Raw genomic sequence first — 14,576 nt, 5'->3', positions numbered from 1 at the left:
TTTAGCTGGTAATTACTTCTTGTTTCACATCGTCGAATGTTACTCTTTTTCCGGTTTCCATTGCTGTTCTAGCCATAATATTAGCCACGGAGTGATTATATCCAGCTTGTACGGTAGCATTCGGTGTTTTTCTGCTCCGCACGCAATCCATCCAGTTCCTCATGTGCAGCGATGTCATGGGGTCCCCGCCAGTATTTGCTGACGTCTCAATCTTTGTAGCATTGTCCAGGGTGAATGGAGTCAATAGATTTGCTTTCATTCCCATTTCTGCAGCGGATTTCTCGGACAGCCCTCCTTCGGCAGATACTTGATTGGTGTCCAGGTTTAACATTCCGGCATTGGAGTAATAAAGTTCTTTTATTCCCCCAGCGGAGTTCGTGAATCTAGATGAATAGATAACCTGAAATCCTTTTGTAGAGTCGTCCTTTGGACCGTAATCCATTACGGCAGTTACGGTATCTGGGTTTTCGCGGCCATCTTTCCACGTATATATCCCTCCGTTTGCCACGATGCTCCTCGGGTGGTTGAGGTCGGAGAACCAATGTACGGTATCGATCTGGTGTGCCATCCATTGTCCCCAAATACCGGACGAATATGGCCAGAAAAGCCTAAACTCAAGATATTTTCGCGGGTCCCAAGCCACCTTGGGCCTGTTCATGAGAAAGCGGTCCCAGTCTGTGTCTTCCTTGCGTATTTCGCTGACCAATTTTGGTAATCTCCAACGCCCCGGCTGATTGACATTCCAGGTCATTTCTACCATATTGATATCTCCGAATTTTCCAGATTTAATGTAATCGTTTGCAGCGATATAGTTGGATGCACTCCTCCGCTGGGAGCCTACCTGTAGGATTTTCCCTGTATCTTGGACTGCTTTGAGGAGGATTTTAGCATCTTCCAATGTTTCGGCCATTGGTTTTTCGACATAGACATCTTTACCGTTCCTAACAGCTTCGGCAGCCATCAGGGCATGCTGAAAATCTGCAGTACTGATTATAACAGCATCAATGTTACCCGCAGCATAAAGTTCATCATTGTTGCGGTATTTTCTGATACTCTGGTCGGTCTTCTGTTTAATATAGGCTTCAGCTTCATCACGGCGGCGGTTCCAGATGTCAGAAACGGCAACGAATTCAAAGTTGAGGTCTTTGGCATGGTTCATAAACGATGGTACCAAAGAATCTCTGAACCGATTTGAGAATCCGATTATTCCCACCTGTACTCTATCATTGGAGCCCATTATTCTGCCGTAAGACTTTGCGCTCATGCCCATGGCGGATAAGCCAAGCATACCGGCGCCCAAAGCAGCTTTTTTAATAAAATCCCTTCTTGAAGTATCAGAATTGAAGTTTTTCATAATTGATAATTTTATGCAACTGCTATCCAGTTGATGGTTTATAGTCTAGGTTTGCTGCGGGTAGCAGCTTATGTTCTAGTAATTTACGATTTTGATTTTGTAACCCCAATGGCTTGGAGGATATTTTTAGAAAAATTAGGTAATATTGTAATAAGGATAAACCAATGATGATGAAAAAATCTTTTAGTGCATTATTATTTTCTGCATTCCTACTGGGGGGCAGTAAATCTTGTTGATGGGCAGACTGTGCCAGTGATTAAGGAAGGTGAGGCTCAGGTTGTGGGAGGGGTTCAATACGCCGGACAAATGGATCCGTGAGGATCTGTGGGTTGAAACGGAGTTTGATACCGACGGAGATGGGAAGCTGGACCGTATGCATGTGGATGTGACGAGGCCATTTCAGACGGAGACCGAGAAGTTGAAATTGCCGGTCATTTATGAGACCAGCCCTTATTATGCCGGTGTTGCTGGCGATGTGGAAGGAGTGATGTGGAATGTAAAGCATGAATTGGGAGAGGATTCACCGACTCCACGAGTTCATCCAGATGTGAAAAGGACAGGGGAAAGACCGATTATATCAAACAGCTTGATTCGCGAATGGGTGAAGCGCGGATTTATCGTGGTACATTCATCTTCACCAGGGACAGGCCTATCAGATGGTTCCCCAACGATAGGAGGTCCGAATGAATCATTGGCTCCAAAAGCAGTAATTGAATGGCTTTCGGGCAAAGATAATGGTTATACAAGCAGGGAAGGGCAAGAAAAGGTAAAAGCGTATTGGTCTACCGGAAAAGTCGGTATGACGGGCACTTCCTTCAATGGCACATTGCCATTGGCAGCCGCAACTACAGGTGTTGAAGGTTTGAAGGCAATTATCCCTGTAGCTCCAAATACTTCTTATTACCATTATTATCGTTCTAATGGACTGGTGCGCAGTCCGGGTGGGTATTTGGGTGAAGATATCGATGTATTGTATGATTTTGTGCATTCTGGAGATGAGTCTAAACGTGCTTATGGCAATAAGGTTGTTCGTGATACGGAGATGGCACAGGGTATGGACCGTAAAACGGGAGACTATAATGACTTCTGGAAGGGTCGCGATTATTTAAACCAAATGTCGGGAATGAAAGCAGCCCTATTGATGTCACATGGTTTCAACGATTGGAATGTCATGCCGGAGCATAGCTATAGAATATATAAAGCAGCACAAGAATTGGGTATTCCAGCGCAGATTTATTACCATCAGGATGGTCATGGTGGTCCTCCGCCAATGAAAATGATGAACCGTTGGTTCACAAGATTCCTCTATGGTGATGAAAATGGGGTGGAGAAAGATCCCAAAGCTTGGATTGTAAGGGAGGATGAGCGTCAAGTGAATCCTACCCCCTATGCAGACTTTCCAAATCCTGCCGCCTCGGATGTGGAATTGTTTTTAGGTGAAGGTGGAAATGAACATGGATCATTGATGACCAATAAAAAAGCTAAACAGAAGAATGAGACTTTAGTTGATGATGTTTACTTTACGGGAGATTCATTGGCTCAGTTGGCAAATTCAAAATATAGACTATTATACCTAACCCCTATTCTAACTAAGGACCTTCATATTTCGGGCTTGCCGAAAATCAAGATTCGTTTGGCAAGCAGTAAGGCTGCGGCAAATCTTTCGGTTTGGTTAGTAGCCCTGCCTTGGGAAAAAGGAGAAAAGGTAAAGATCACAGAGAATATTATCACAAGGGGTTGGGCCGATCCTCAGAATTATAAATCATTGACTGAAAGCAGTCCTTTGAAGCCAGGTGAGTTTTATGATTTAACCTTTGATCTGCAACCTGACGATCAGATTATTCCTGCAGGCCAACAGATTGGTCTGATGATTCTTTCGAGCGATCCTGAGTTTACGATCTGGCCGAAAGCTGGAACAGAGCTGACAGTTGATCTTAACGGGACAAGCTTGACTCTTCCGGTAGTTGGGGGCAAGACAGCTTATGTGAATGCAGTGAAATAGGAGAGTATATAAAAATAAAAGCCTGTCTAAGAATTTGAGGGCACTGAAAAACTATCCATTAAAAAAGGGCTTATGAATTTTTATGTTCATAAGCCCTTATCTTTTGTCTATTTGAATGCTTCTATATTTTAAGTCGCAAATACTCGATTCTCAAAGGGTTTAACACATGGTTTTCAAGCATTTTGAAACCTCTAAATTTTTAAGAAGACTTTTTCAGTGCCCTCAAGAATTTAGGCAGGCTTTTATTTTTATAGAATATTATTTGTTAGAATCTTTCGAATTGGGAGAAGAAGAAGTTTCCTTCGATATCTGCGTTTTCGTCAGAGTCTGATCCATGGATTGCGTTAGCATCGATAGATTTTGCGTATTTGTTACGGATAGTTCCTTCTTCAGCTTTTGAAGGGTCAGTAGCACCGATCAAAGTACGGAAGTCTTCTACTGCGTTTTCTTTTTCCAAGATAGCAGCTACGATAGGACCTGAAGTCATGAATTTTACTAAATCACCATAGAAAGGGCGTTCTTTGTGTACTGCGTAGAAGTTACCAGCATTTACTTCGCTCAATTGAATGTACTTCATAGCAACGATTTTGAAACCGCCAGCGATAATGTCGTTCAAGATAGCACCAGTGTGACCATTTGCAACCGCATCTGGCTTAATCATTGTGAATGTTCTGTTTGTAGCCATTTTACTCTTAAATTTTTGCAAAGGTAGGGAATAGATTTGAGATGTGAGATATGAGATATGAGAAAATTGCCCTTCGACTCCGCTAGGGACCACCCTGCGGTGGCTAGCGGAGCAGAAGGGCAGCCACCGAGGTTAAGTCCTATCCCTGGACGGAATTCGGTCCCTGAGCGGAGTCGAAGGGCAAGCCAGGAACCGCCACTTAAAGCCGTGGCTGGTGTCTCCACCAGCCACTGAAATGAAATACCACGCCATACCGACCCAGCGGGGCGGAACTATTTTAGAAAAGATTTTACAACGGCATTAAACCCCGCTAGGGGTGTAACTATTATAGGACAATTCCAAAACCAAATCGTCTCAGAAAAAATACTACTCTATTCTTTAAACTCGCAAAATGCTTTTTTAAGATATCTTAAAATTATTAACCTAAAACAGTCCCATCTTTGTCTTGTTAAAAGATATAAGTCAAACTGATTCAAAATGGATTTTAGATTTAAAAAAACCTTTTCTAGCTTAACCCTTACCTTACTGACTTCAATGTCTGCATTCGCACAAGATGGGTTAAACAATTTTAAGATCCCTGTACAACAGGCAGTAACTCACAACAAAAGTCTCATCAATGCTAACCTTGAAAATCAAAAAGTAGCACTGGACAGAGAAAATGTTAAAGGAAAATTATTACCAACTGTATCCGCAAATGCCATGTATGGCTATTTAAACAGCACTTTGGATATAGATCTCCCCGCAAAAACATTGCCTCTATTGGGAACCACAATTTTTGATGGTACCCAAAAAATGAATATGTCAACCCAAATTGGATTGGCAGGCGTAACTGCTACCCAAGTGATTTTCTCAGGATTGCAGATCACGAATGGACAAAAAGCGCTGGAGCAAAAATTTAAAGCGCAGCAATTAATGACCGAAGCAGGTTATGACCAACTTGCCCAAGAGGTAATGACAAGTTTTGACCAATTGATGTTGCTCAAAGAAGTGGATCTTTTGATCCTTGATTCAGAAAAACGCCTCAATAAAGAGCATGAAAAAGTTATTAAAGGAATTGAAAACGGATTCGCAATTCCTTATGACCGCGATAAAATCAAACTGGCAATGCTGGAGCTTGAATCTAAAAAAGCAGAAGTCCAAAGTAACAGAGAATTGCTTTTCTTTAAATTAGAAGAATTGACAGGGATGTCAATGGAAGAATTGAAGGAAAATAAATTATAAACTGGACGAACTCAACCTGGAAATGGATTCAGCAAATCAGATGAACAGAAAGGAGCTGCAAGCATTAGAAGCTTCGCAAAAAGCTTACGAGTTTGTCCTAAAAAAAGAAAAAGGCGCAAAATTACCGCAGGTATTTGCCTTTGGAAACGTGTCTTATTTGAACGCGTTTGGTACAGATTTAACGGTAAAGGATCTTCCTCGTGTGGGTGATTTGAAATTGGAATCCAATCACTTGAAAATGGCGCCGAATTTTGCATTAGGCGTTGGAATGAAATGGACTATTTTTGAAGGTAAAGCTCACAAAACAGCAATCGACAAAGCTAAATTGGATATCCAGATCAATGAAAACAAGCTTGCCGACACCAAGGAAAAACTGTCTTTGCTGCAAAGAAAAACTGAGGTAGATTATAACCTTGCCCGCAAAAAAATCCAAGTGAGCAATCAACAGGTTGAAATAGCAAAAAACAACCTGCACCTAGCATCACGTCAATTCGAAGAAGGTCTTTCTGATGTGACAGAAAGATTGGAAGCCGAAAACGAATTCTATAAACAGTCTCTAGGCTATTATAATCAAGTGCTCAACCAAAGAATGGCAGCATCTGAACTATTGAAAGCAAACGGAAATCTTTACCAAACCATCACTAAATAATCATGAAAAATATTTTATACACTATAGCAGGAATTATTCTTTTACAAAGTTGTTCTGGTGACAACCAAAAAAAGCAAATAAAATTAGAAGGAAAGATCGAACGTGATCAAATTGCGGTCACAACAAAGATCCCCGGGAAAATTCAGAAAATATTGGTCGAGGCAGGTCAGAATGTACATAAAGGGGATACCTTGGTGATTTTGGAACTTCCAGAGGTAGACGCGAAAGCAATACAGGCAGAAGGAGCTCTTTCCGCTGCGCAAGCGCAATATGAAATGGCCGTGAAAGGTGCAACAGATGGACAAATGAAACAGTTGCACGCGAAAGTAGACGGCTTAAAAGAACAGTACGATTTCGCGCAAAAATCTTTGGACAGAATGAACAACCTTTTGCGTGACTCCCTGATCTCACAACAAAAAGTATGATGAAGTATATGCGAAATATCAAGGTGCCAAAAACCAATACCTTGCCGCTCAAGCCGAATTAGCTGATGTACAACATGGAGCAAGGATCGAACAACAAAGAATGGCACTAGGCCAAAAAGAACGTGCATTAGGGGCTGTAGATGAAGTGAATGTAGCGGCTAAAGAACGTTATATTTTGGCACCTCAGGATATGAGCATTGAGAATATAAACTTGCAGGTAGGAGAGTTGGCAATGGCAGGATATAGCTTAGTATCTGGATATATCAATGATGGTACATTTTTCAGGGTAACAATCCCAGAAAGCAAAATCAAGGATTTTGTAAAAGGGCAAAACAAAACCCTTATTATCCCATACTTGGAAAATAAAGAGGTACAAGCTAAAGTCGAAACAATTAAGCCATTGAGCTCTTATGCTAATATCTCAACAGCTTATCCTGATTTTGAAGAACAAGAAACTTTGTTCGAAGTACATTTAAAACCTGTAAATATTCAGGAATCTAAAGACCTGCTAACAAAAGCTACATTTATAGTAAAACAAAATTAAGACATGAAGAATTTTTTGAGTTTATTAAAAAGAGAATTCAGACTCTTCTTCCAAAACAAGGTCTTGCTTGTTCTATTCTTGGGAGCTCCGATTTTATATGGAGTTTTGGTAGGAGGGGTCTATAAAAAAGGAAAGGTTACTAACTTACCTATTATCGTAGTTGATGAAGATAAAAGCCCTTTGAGCAGACAATTGATCGATATGTTCAATGAAAATGATGTTATCTATGTAGCCAAGGTGCTCAATGATCCATTCAGAGCTAAAGATGAAGCCCTGAAAACAGAATCTACTGTTGTGGTACAAATCCCAAGAAACTTTTCTGCAGATGTAAACTATAACAGAAGTACCGAATTGACATTATTTGTAAATGCATCCAACACATTGACCTCAAATTCAGCAATGATGGCAGTAAACGTAGCTGCATCTACTTTAAAAGCTGGGATACAGATCAAGGCGCAACAGAAAAAAGGTGTACCAGAATACGTCGCTTCAAAACAGTTTGAACCCTTCAAAATAACCATGATCAAACAAAATATAAGAAGCGGTAACTATCTTTATTTTATGCTTCCTGGAGTTTTGTTGACTGTATTGCAACAAGTGATGATGTTAGGACTGGCATTGAGTTTTGCCTCAGAATTTGAAAAAGGGACATTTCCAGAACTGGTTCAAAAAAGCAACAATGTATTTGTCCTTATCTTGGTGAAAATCTTGCCTTATATTTTGATGTCTGGCTTGATATATATCTTATACTATGGTTATTCCATTTGGTATAGGATGCCATTGAACTTGGACGGCGGTGCATTTTTTGCAACAACCATACTATTCTCGTTAGCGGTAAGCTTTATTGGGATTTTAGTTAGTATTGCCATTCCAAGTCAGCTGAAAGCTACAGAGATCTTAATGGTCATTGCTACACCGAGCTTTATCCTGAGCGGATTTACATGGCCATTGAGTCAAATGCCTGAATGGGTAGTAGCGATAGCCAAAATGATCCCTTTAACACATTACTTGCAGATCTTCAGAACATTAATGATAGAAAAGGGAAGTATAGAATATCTTCAAGGACCAGTTATTGGACTTGCAATAATAGCAGCTGTGACACTAATAGCTTCAATTATCCTTCTCCAGATTAAAATCAATAAGGTCAAGAAAAATAAACAGGTCCAAGCAACAGTTTAACTTTGTCTTTTAACAAACCTGTCAAGCATTGAATCACTCGATTCAATGCTTTTTTATTTACACCCCTTAGTCCCTGGGCTTCGAATCCGCGAAACCAACGCAGCCACCGAGCCGAAGGACAGCCAACGCAGGGACCGGTTATTTGGTGTTTAGGATTCTAAAGTATTCTTCGCGGTATTCTTTTGGGGTTTTGCCTGTGATTTGTTTGAATTGTTTATTGAAGTTTGTGAGGGAAGGGAATCCGCTCTCATAGCTGATTGATTCTATTGAGTGAGATTCATCTTCTAATCTTTTGCACGCAAAACTAATTCGTACTTCTTTGACAAAGTCTGAAAAAGAGGTGTTCATCCTGGTTTTAAAATATCTGCTAAAGGAGGTTTGCGTCATGTTAGCGATATCAGCTACTTCCTCGAGTCTAATTTTGGAATTAAAGTTTTTCATAACATAATCGTAGACCTCATGAATCCTATTTGCTTCTGACTCTTTAAAGGCGATTGCTTCCAAATCATTTAGAAAATGCAAGTCTGATGAATTCGCGATTTTATCCAATATTTTCAGAAACAATATCACACTGTCCACTCCATCTGTTACAAGAAGTTTTTCGAGCATGCTTCCAACCTCATCTCTGGTCTTTCCAACGATGTGCAGACCTTGGTTGCTCATGTCAAATAGGATCTTGATTTTTTGGAACTCCTGCTTCAGGTAGACACTTTCCCCCAAGATTTCCTTGTTGAAATATATAACTATGACCGTTGTTGCATTCGGTATTCTATGCTGAAAATAGGAATCGTGACTTTTCCAGACATGGGGCAAATGGGGCCCTATCAATACCATGTCACCATCACTGAACGGATTCAAGCTGTTTCCGACAAATCTGTTTCCGGATCCTTTCATGACATAGGAGAGCTGAAATTCAGCGTGGCTGTGCAAGGTTGGGTCGAAGTAGGGTTCTATATTTTTTTTAATAACAAAACACTTGCTCGTTGGAATAAGCGGTTTGGATATAACGTGTCTTATTGTCATAACAGTTTGTTTTTAATAAGGATAGTAATTAATGATATAATTCATCTAGTTTTTTGATAATATACAACCTTATTTATGGTATAATAAGCTTTATATTTGGTTCAACAATTATAATCAAATTCCTATTATCAAATGAAAAGTTATTTCTCACGGATACTCTTATTTGCACTTGTTTTTATTTACTCATGTTCTAAAGAACAGCCACGTAGGGCTGAGGTTTTGTTTTTTGGGGCCGGACATGAGAGTTCCTCCAACTATGCCACTTGGTTAGCAGTAGAGCTATTCAAAAACTGGCGTAAATTTAACTTACACAACTAATTTAGAAGATATGAATACCGAATATTTAAATAAATATGACGGTGTTGTCTTATTAGTTAATGAACAAGAGCTTGATTCTGAGCAGAGTTCTGCCTTAGAAGACTATCTAGAGGATGGTCACGGCTTGGTTTCTTTGAACACTTCAGCCAATTCATTTACCAAAGAACAATGGTATCAAGATTTGGTCAAAGGTGGTTATGAAAACAAAGGTGAGGGTGCTGCGAATGTAACATTTGCTGATTCTTCGGTAGTGATCGGTAACAAGTATCCTGATTTAAAGGTAGTAGACGAATTATATCAATTTAAGAATAATAAAGAGGCTAAATATGAATTGGCAGTTTCCAATAATGGCAATGGAAATCAATCTTATATGTGGGCAGATGAAGTTGGTCGTGGCCGGTTCTTTTATTCGGCAATTGGGGGCAAAGATGCTACCTGGAAAAATTTGAGTTTCTTAAGGGTTCTTTCAGAAGGTATCTGGTGGACCTTGGGGCCGAAAGTTAAGGATTTGGTTGATGAGTTGAAGATTCCGAATGTTAGCATTTATGCAGACACTATTGCAGATTTCACAGCGCGATATGATGTTCCTAAAATGCAAGATCCATTAGAGAGCTCAGAGTCTATGAAATTAATCCAGAAGCCTGTAGACTTTGAGCTTAAACTATTTGCTTCGGAGCCCAATATTGTAAATCCCATTGCTATGAGTTGGGATCATAAAGGAAGGTTATGGGTTATTGAATCGGTGGATTATCCGAATAGTTTTGCTGATGGTGGAAAGGGTAATGATAAAATCAAGATTTGTGAGGATACAGATGGAGATGGCGTTGCTGATAAATTTACTGTTTTTGCTGACAGCTTGAATATTGGAACAAGTTTGACTTTTATGAATGATGGTGTTTTGGTTGCTATGGCTCCAGATTTCTTGTTCTTAAAAGACACCAATGGAGATGATAAGGCTGATGTTAGGGAGGTTTTCATGACGGGTTGGAGCAAGCATGACACACATGCTGGACCATCGAACCTGCAGTATGGTTTTGACAACAAGATTTGGGGCGTGACGGGGTATGCAGGTTTCAATGGAGAGATCAAAGGAGTTCCTTATAAGTTTGGTCAGGGAGTTTATCGCTTCAATACTGATGGTTCAGGGTTTGAGTATTTAGCTACAACGAGCAATAATACCTGGGGTTTGGGCATAAGTGAAGATAACAATGTCTTTATTTCTACTGCCAACAATACACATAGTGCTTTTTACTCTTTGCCTGAGCGTTTCTTGCAGAGGAGAGTTTTTGAAAGTAAGCCTGGTTCCCTTGTGAATGCTGTTCAGAAGATTGATGGTCATTATGATGTCCACGCCCTTACACCTAATTTAAGACAGGTTGATGTTGTTGGAGGTTTTACTTCTGCTGCTGGTCATCAGATGTATACAGCTCGTGAATTTCCAAAATCCTATTGGAATAGGATTGCTTTTGTAACGGAGCCTACAGTTCGTTTAGTTCACAATGCGATCATTGAACCTGAGGGCGCTGGATTCAAAGAAAGTGATGGTTGGAATTTATTGGCGAGTTCGGATGAATGGTTTGGTCCATTGGCAGCTGAGGTTGGTCCGGATGGTGCCGTATGGGTTCTGGATTGGTATAACTTCATAATCCAGCATAATGTCTTTGTTCCTGCACAAGCCCCATCTGAAAAGGTACTTCCATTTGTTGAGCAACCTCATGGCCCTGGGAATGCCTTTGAAAGCGATTTAAGGGACAAGAAATTCGGCAGGGTATATCGAGTTGTTTATAAAGATGCAAAACATAATGAATCTTATAAATTATCTAAAGATGATCCAAAAGAGCTGATTAAAGCATTAAAGAGCAAGAATAAATTTTGGCGTATGCATGCGCAACGCTTATTAGTTGAGCGTCAGAAAACTGATGTCAGAGGTGATTTAATCAAATTAATCAACGACGATAGTAAAGACGAGATTGGTCTGAATCCAGCAGCTATCCATTCTATTTGGACAGCAAAAGGTTTGGGATTACTAAAAGATAAGAATGTGTTGGATGCTGTGATGCAAGCATTAAATCATCCATCTGCCGGCGTAAGGAAGGCTGCCGTTCAAGCACTGGAATTGGACAATAATACCATCAAAGAAATTGCTAAGTCTAATATTTTCAAAGATGAAAATCTAAACACTCGTTTAGCTGCATTTGTAAAGATCGCGGAGAGTCAACCAATTGATGGAGTTTATGAAATATTGGTTTCCTCGTTAAAGGATACAGTAAACCAAAATGACAGATGGCTATCTCCTGCATTGTTTGCCGCGGTACAGACCAACGAGGAGCTGTTTAGGAAAAATGGTTTTCATGATATGTCTACACCTTATTTAACGACCATTTCCCATCATTTAATTCAGGAGACCTATAAAATCGATCGTCGAAGAAGGATGCAATTTTCACCTGACATCAAAAATAAGGATATCATTATTCAGGTTCAATTACAAAAGACAGAGGGAAAACCACTTAACGGTTTGATCTTGGGCCAGGGTGATTCTAAGGAAGGTTTTGCCTTATATGCAGAGAACAACAAGGTTTACTGGCAGATCAATGCATCTGGGAAGAAAGAAATTGTGTCGAGTCCGGGCGTTATTCCAGACAACAGCGTAATCAGGGCAGAATTAACCAAAGAAAACGGAATGTCCCTGTATGTCAATTCAAAATTAGTTGCTTCAAATAAAGGCATATCCATTTTTGCGAATCCTTTGAACTTCTACCTTCGTTCGGGTCAAGATTTCGAGGCACCGTTTGAATTGCATACTTATGGTCAAGGTTCGGAATTCACAGGAAATATAAATGAGTTAATCGTAAATCTAAAACCTACTACCCATGTTCATAGGCATGCCGGCATGGACATGGGTACTTCTGAGGAAAATGTTAAGCCAACCTCTACCATTGTTATCAAAGCTGTGAAGGATCTGATGCAATATGATAAGCGCACCATTGCGGTTACCGCTGGCACCGATGTGACTTTGGTGTTTGAGAACACAGATGCTATGATGCACAATCTATTGATTATTAAGCCTAATAGCTTGGAGTCTGTAGGGAAAGCTGCTGACGAGATGCTGAAGCTCAACGACGCGATGGAAAAATCGTATGTACCTGATAATCCGAATGTTCTATTTCACACGAATTTGGTAAACCCAGGTGAGAGTTTCACCTTAAAATTCAAAGCTCCGAAAGAAGCTGGAGATTATCCATATGTCTGCACATTCCCAGGGCATTGGCGTGGGATGAACGGAATAATGAAAGTTGTCAATAAATAAATATCTAGAATATGAGAAATACCTATTTAGTAATTGTTGCAGGAATGATCCTGATGTTGTTTAGTTCAGAACTATTCGCACAGGCCGTAGTAAAGTCAGGTAAGCCAAAGAAAGTTTTGATGGTTGGAGGGGGTTCATCTCACGATTATCAACGTTGGTACAAAAATGAAGACGCCAAATTCTTGGATTCCTTTGATCACTTGGAAGTCCAATATACTGAGAATACGGATTCTATTGCTCATTATTTAAAGAGCACAGATTTGTTGATTTTGGTTAACAATCAAGAAATCGCGGCACCTTCAAAGGTGGCTATAGAGAAGTTCATTCAAAAGGGAAAACCTATGATCATGATGCATGCTGCGGTATGGTATAATTGGAATGATTGGCCGAAATACAATTTTGAATATGTGGGTGGTGGCAGTAAGAGTCATGAGAAGGTTCAAGAATTTAAAAACTTGGTCGTGAACAATGGGCATGCTATTACCAAAAATGTAAGTCCACAGTTCAATTTTCAGGATGAGCTGTACCGTCACGAACCTGATCCTGCTGGCAAAGGCATAGATGTTTTGGTAATTGGTGAGTCTTTGGAAACTGGCAAAGTTTATCCTGCAGTTTTTACTGTTAACCATCCAAAGTCCAGGTTAGTAGGTATCACGCAAGGCCATGATCAACATAGTCACCTGAACAAGGACTACAAGGCCATTTTAATTAATTCTGTCAATTGGGCATTAAAACTTTAAACCTTAAAATATATTATGAAGAAGATCACAGTTGTAATTGTAGGAATGGGATTTGGTAAGGAATTTATACCGATCTATCAGCAACACCCAAACATTGAGGCGGTGGGTATTTGTACAAGAAATCCGGAGACCTTGCGAGAATTGAAGGAGAAGTTCAATTTAAGCGATGACCTAATTTTCACGGACTTTGAGGAGGTTGTTAAGCGTGAGGATGTGGATGCAATCCACGTTGTCACACCGGTTCCTGAACATGCAAAAATGACCTTAGCTTCATTGAATGCCAATAAACATACTGCCTGTACTATCCCTATGGCGATGACAGTTGAGGATTGTAAGGCTATCGTGGAGGCAAAACGTAAAGCTAACAAGGTGTATATGATGATGGAAACAGCACTGTATACGAGAGAATTTCTGTATGGTCTTAAATTGGCAGAAAGTGGCCAATTAGGTAGGATTCAATTTGTAAGAGGGTCGCATATCCAAGACATGAGCATGGAAGGATGGGCGGAATACTGGAAAGGTTATCCACCAATGTTGAATGGTACGCATGCAATTTCACCTTTGTTAAGGATCAATAATACGTTGGCAGAATCTGTTGTTTGCCATGGATCTGGTAGGTTGAGTGAAGATTTGGCGAAAAGATATAACTCCCCTTTTGCTGTAGAGACCGCAACTTTCAAATTAAAGAATTCGGATGTCGTTGCTGAAGCAACACGTTCATTGTTTGATGTTGTTCGTCAATACCGCGAGAGCTATGATGTTTATGGTACGAAGATGTCTTTTGAGTGGGAGCAATTGCAGGATGAGGAGCACGTTATTTTTGACGGTGGCGAGAATGCTTCTAGGATTGATGTTCCTGATACAGATGATTTGTTGATTCCAGAGATTGCGTCTTTTACAAAGCGTGAAAAGATAGATGATCCAAACCATGTTTCATTCTTACAAGGAGCAGGTCATGGCGGTTCACATCCTCACCTGGTTCAAGAATTTGTTGCTGCTATTGTTGAGGGTCGTGATTCAGCGGTTGATGCTGAGGTTGCGGCAAACTATACACTTGCTGGTATATGCGCGCATGAGTCTGCAATGAAAGGTGGTATACGAGTAGAGATCCCAACTTTCTAAGGTCTGG

The 14,576-nt window shown here is 40.2% G+C and carries 12 protein-coding genes and 1 pseudogene; 10 read left to right on the top strand and 3 right to left on the bottom strand.

Annotated elements, in window-relative coordinates; translation table 11 throughout:
- Nucleotide 1: 1 nt before the first annotated feature.
- Nucleotides 2-1,354, bottom strand: a complete 1,353-nt coding sequence (locus FGL31_RS20740) for a Gfo/Idh/MocA family oxidoreductase (RefSeq protein ID WP_138094161.1) — start codon at nucleotides 1,352-1,354, stop codon at nucleotides 2-4.
- 277 nt (nucleotides 1,355-1,631) lie between these two features.
- Between FGL31_RS20740 and FGL31_RS20735 the strand changes: the two genes are divergently transcribed.
- Nucleotides 1,632-3,356 (top strand): Xaa-Pro dipeptidyl-peptidase, encoded by a 1,725-nt coding sequence (locus FGL31_RS20735; RefSeq protein ID WP_197734347.1) that lies wholly within the window; start codon nucleotides 1,632-1,634, stop codon nucleotides 3,354-3,356.
- 265 nt (nucleotides 3,357-3,621) lie between these two features.
- Here FGL31_RS20735 and FGL31_RS20730 read toward each other — a convergent pair whose 3' ends face one another.
- Nucleotides 3,622-4,041 carry a nucleoside-diphosphate kinase gene (locus tag FGL31_RS20730; protein ID WP_099370797.1) on the bottom strand — a complete coding sequence of 140 codons (420 nt, stop codon included), beginning with the start codon at nucleotides 4,039-4,041 and terminating at the stop codon, nucleotides 3,622-3,624.
- A 477-nt stretch (nucleotides 4,042-4,518) separates the two neighbouring features.
- Between FGL31_RS20730 and FGL31_RS20725 the strand changes: the two genes are divergently transcribed.
- The 5 genes from FGL31_RS20725 to FGL31_RS20710 all read left to right on the top strand — a co-directional run bounded on the left by FGL31_RS20725 (nucleotide 4,519) and on the right by FGL31_RS20710 (nucleotide 8,059).
- Entirely contained in the window at nucleotides 4,519-5,262 is a 744-nt protein-coding gene (locus tag FGL31_RS20725; protein ID WP_138094159.1) for a TolC family protein, read from the top strand.
- Between the two features lie 22 nt (nucleotides 5,263-5,284).
- A complete protein-coding gene (locus FGL31_RS20720; RefSeq protein ID WP_138094157.1) occupies nucleotides 5,285-5,911 on the top strand; it encodes a TolC family protein in 627 nt (208 codons plus the stop codon).
- Nucleotides 5,912-5,913: 2 nt separating this feature from the next.
- A complete protein-coding gene (locus FGL31_RS26970; protein ID WP_232047044.1) occupies nucleotides 5,914-6,336 on the top strand; it encodes an HlyD family secretion protein in 423 nt (140 codons plus the stop codon).
- 100 nt (nucleotides 6,337-6,436) lie between these two features.
- Entirely contained in the window at nucleotides 6,437-6,880 is a 444-nt protein-coding gene (locus FGL31_RS26965) for an HlyD family secretion protein (RefSeq protein ID WP_232047043.1), read from the top strand.
- A 3-nt stretch (nucleotides 6,881-6,883) separates the two neighbouring features.
- Nucleotides 6,884-8,059: an ABC transporter permease gene (locus FGL31_RS20710; RefSeq protein ID WP_138094155.1), complete on the top strand. Its 1,176-nt coding sequence runs from the start codon at nucleotides 6,884-6,886 to the stop codon at nucleotides 8,057-8,059.
- 138 nt (nucleotides 8,060-8,197) lie between these two features.
- Here the strand turns inward: FGL31_RS20710 and FGL31_RS20705 are convergent, their stop codons facing one another.
- Complete coding sequence (locus FGL31_RS20705; protein WP_138094153.1) at nucleotides 8,198-9,082, bottom strand: helix-turn-helix domain-containing protein; 885 nt, start codon at nucleotides 9,080-9,082, stop codon at nucleotides 8,198-8,200.
- Nucleotides 9,083-9,377: 295 nt separating this feature from the next.
- Here FGL31_RS20705 and FGL31_RS28480 point away from each other — a divergent pair.
- From FGL31_RS28480 to FGL31_RS20690, 4 genes and pseudogenes are all read left to right on the top strand, one after another.
- Nucleotides 9,378-9,875, top strand: a pseudogene (locus tag FGL31_RS28480) (ThuA domain-containing protein); the annotation flags it as partial.
- A gap of 117 nt (nucleotides 9,876-9,992) precedes the next feature.
- A complete protein-coding gene (locus tag FGL31_RS20700; protein ID WP_317131157.1) occupies nucleotides 9,993-12,707 on the top strand; it encodes a PVC-type heme-binding CxxCH protein in 2,715 nt (904 codons plus the stop codon).
- 11 nt (nucleotides 12,708-12,718) lie between these two features.
- Nucleotides 12,719-13,447, top strand: coding sequence for a ThuA domain-containing protein (locus FGL31_RS20695; protein WP_138094149.1), 729 nt, complete (start codon nucleotides 12,719-12,721; stop codon nucleotides 13,445-13,447).
- Nucleotides 13,448-13,462: 15 nt separating this feature from the next.
- A complete protein-coding gene (locus FGL31_RS20690) occupies nucleotides 13,463-14,569 on the top strand; it encodes a Gfo/Idh/MocA family protein (protein WP_138094147.1) in 1,107 nt (368 codons plus the stop codon).
- Nucleotides 14,570-14,576 lie beyond the last annotated feature (7 nt).

The sequence above is a fragment of the Sphingobacterium daejeonense genome (assembly GCF_901472535.1).
In the GTDB taxonomy this organism is placed as follows: Bacteria; Bacteroidota; Bacteroidia; order Sphingobacteriales; family Sphingobacteriaceae; genus Sphingobacterium; species Sphingobacterium daejeonense.
Note: the sequence above shows the minus strand (reverse complement) of the source record. Positions and strands in the feature narration are given on the sequence as shown.

Coding starts and splice junctions, on each gene's coding strand:
- FGL31_RS20740 (WP_138094161.1), bottom strand. CDS start 1,354: ATGAAAAACTTCAATTCTGATACTTCAAGAAGGGATTTTATTAAAAAA.
- FGL31_RS20730 (WP_099370797.1), bottom strand. CDS start 4,041: ATGGCTACAAACAGAACATTCACAATGATTAAGCCAGATGCGGTTGCA.
- FGL31_RS20725 (WP_138094159.1), top strand. CDS start 4,519: ATGGATTTTAGATTTAAAAAAACCTTTTCTAGCTTAACCCTTACCTTA.
- FGL31_RS20720 (WP_138094157.1), top strand. CDS start 5,285: ATGGATTCAGCAAATCAGATGAACAGAAAGGAGCTGCAAGCATTAGAA.
- FGL31_RS26970 (WP_232047044.1), top strand. CDS start 5,914: ATGAAAAATATTTTATACACTATAGCAGGAATTATTCTTTTACAAAGT.
- FGL31_RS26965 (WP_232047043.1), top strand. CDS start 6,437: ATGGCACTAGGCCAAAAAGAACGTGCATTAGGGGCTGTAGATGAAGTG.
- FGL31_RS20710 (WP_138094155.1), top strand. CDS start 6,884: ATGAAGAATTTTTTGAGTTTATTAAAAAGAGAATTCAGACTCTTCTTC.
- FGL31_RS20705 (WP_138094153.1), bottom strand. CDS start 9,082: ATGACAATAAGACACGTTATATCCAAACCGCTTATTCCAACGAGCAAG.
- FGL31_RS20700 (WP_317131157.1), top strand. CDS start 9,993: ATGCAAGATCCATTAGAGAGCTCAGAGTCTATGAAATTAATCCAGAAG.
- FGL31_RS20695 (WP_138094149.1), top strand. CDS start 12,719: ATGAGAAATACCTATTTAGTAATTGTTGCAGGAATGATCCTGATGTTG.
- FGL31_RS20690 (WP_138094147.1), top strand. CDS start 13,463: ATGAAGAAGATCACAGTTGTAATTGTAGGAATGGGATTTGGTAAGGAA.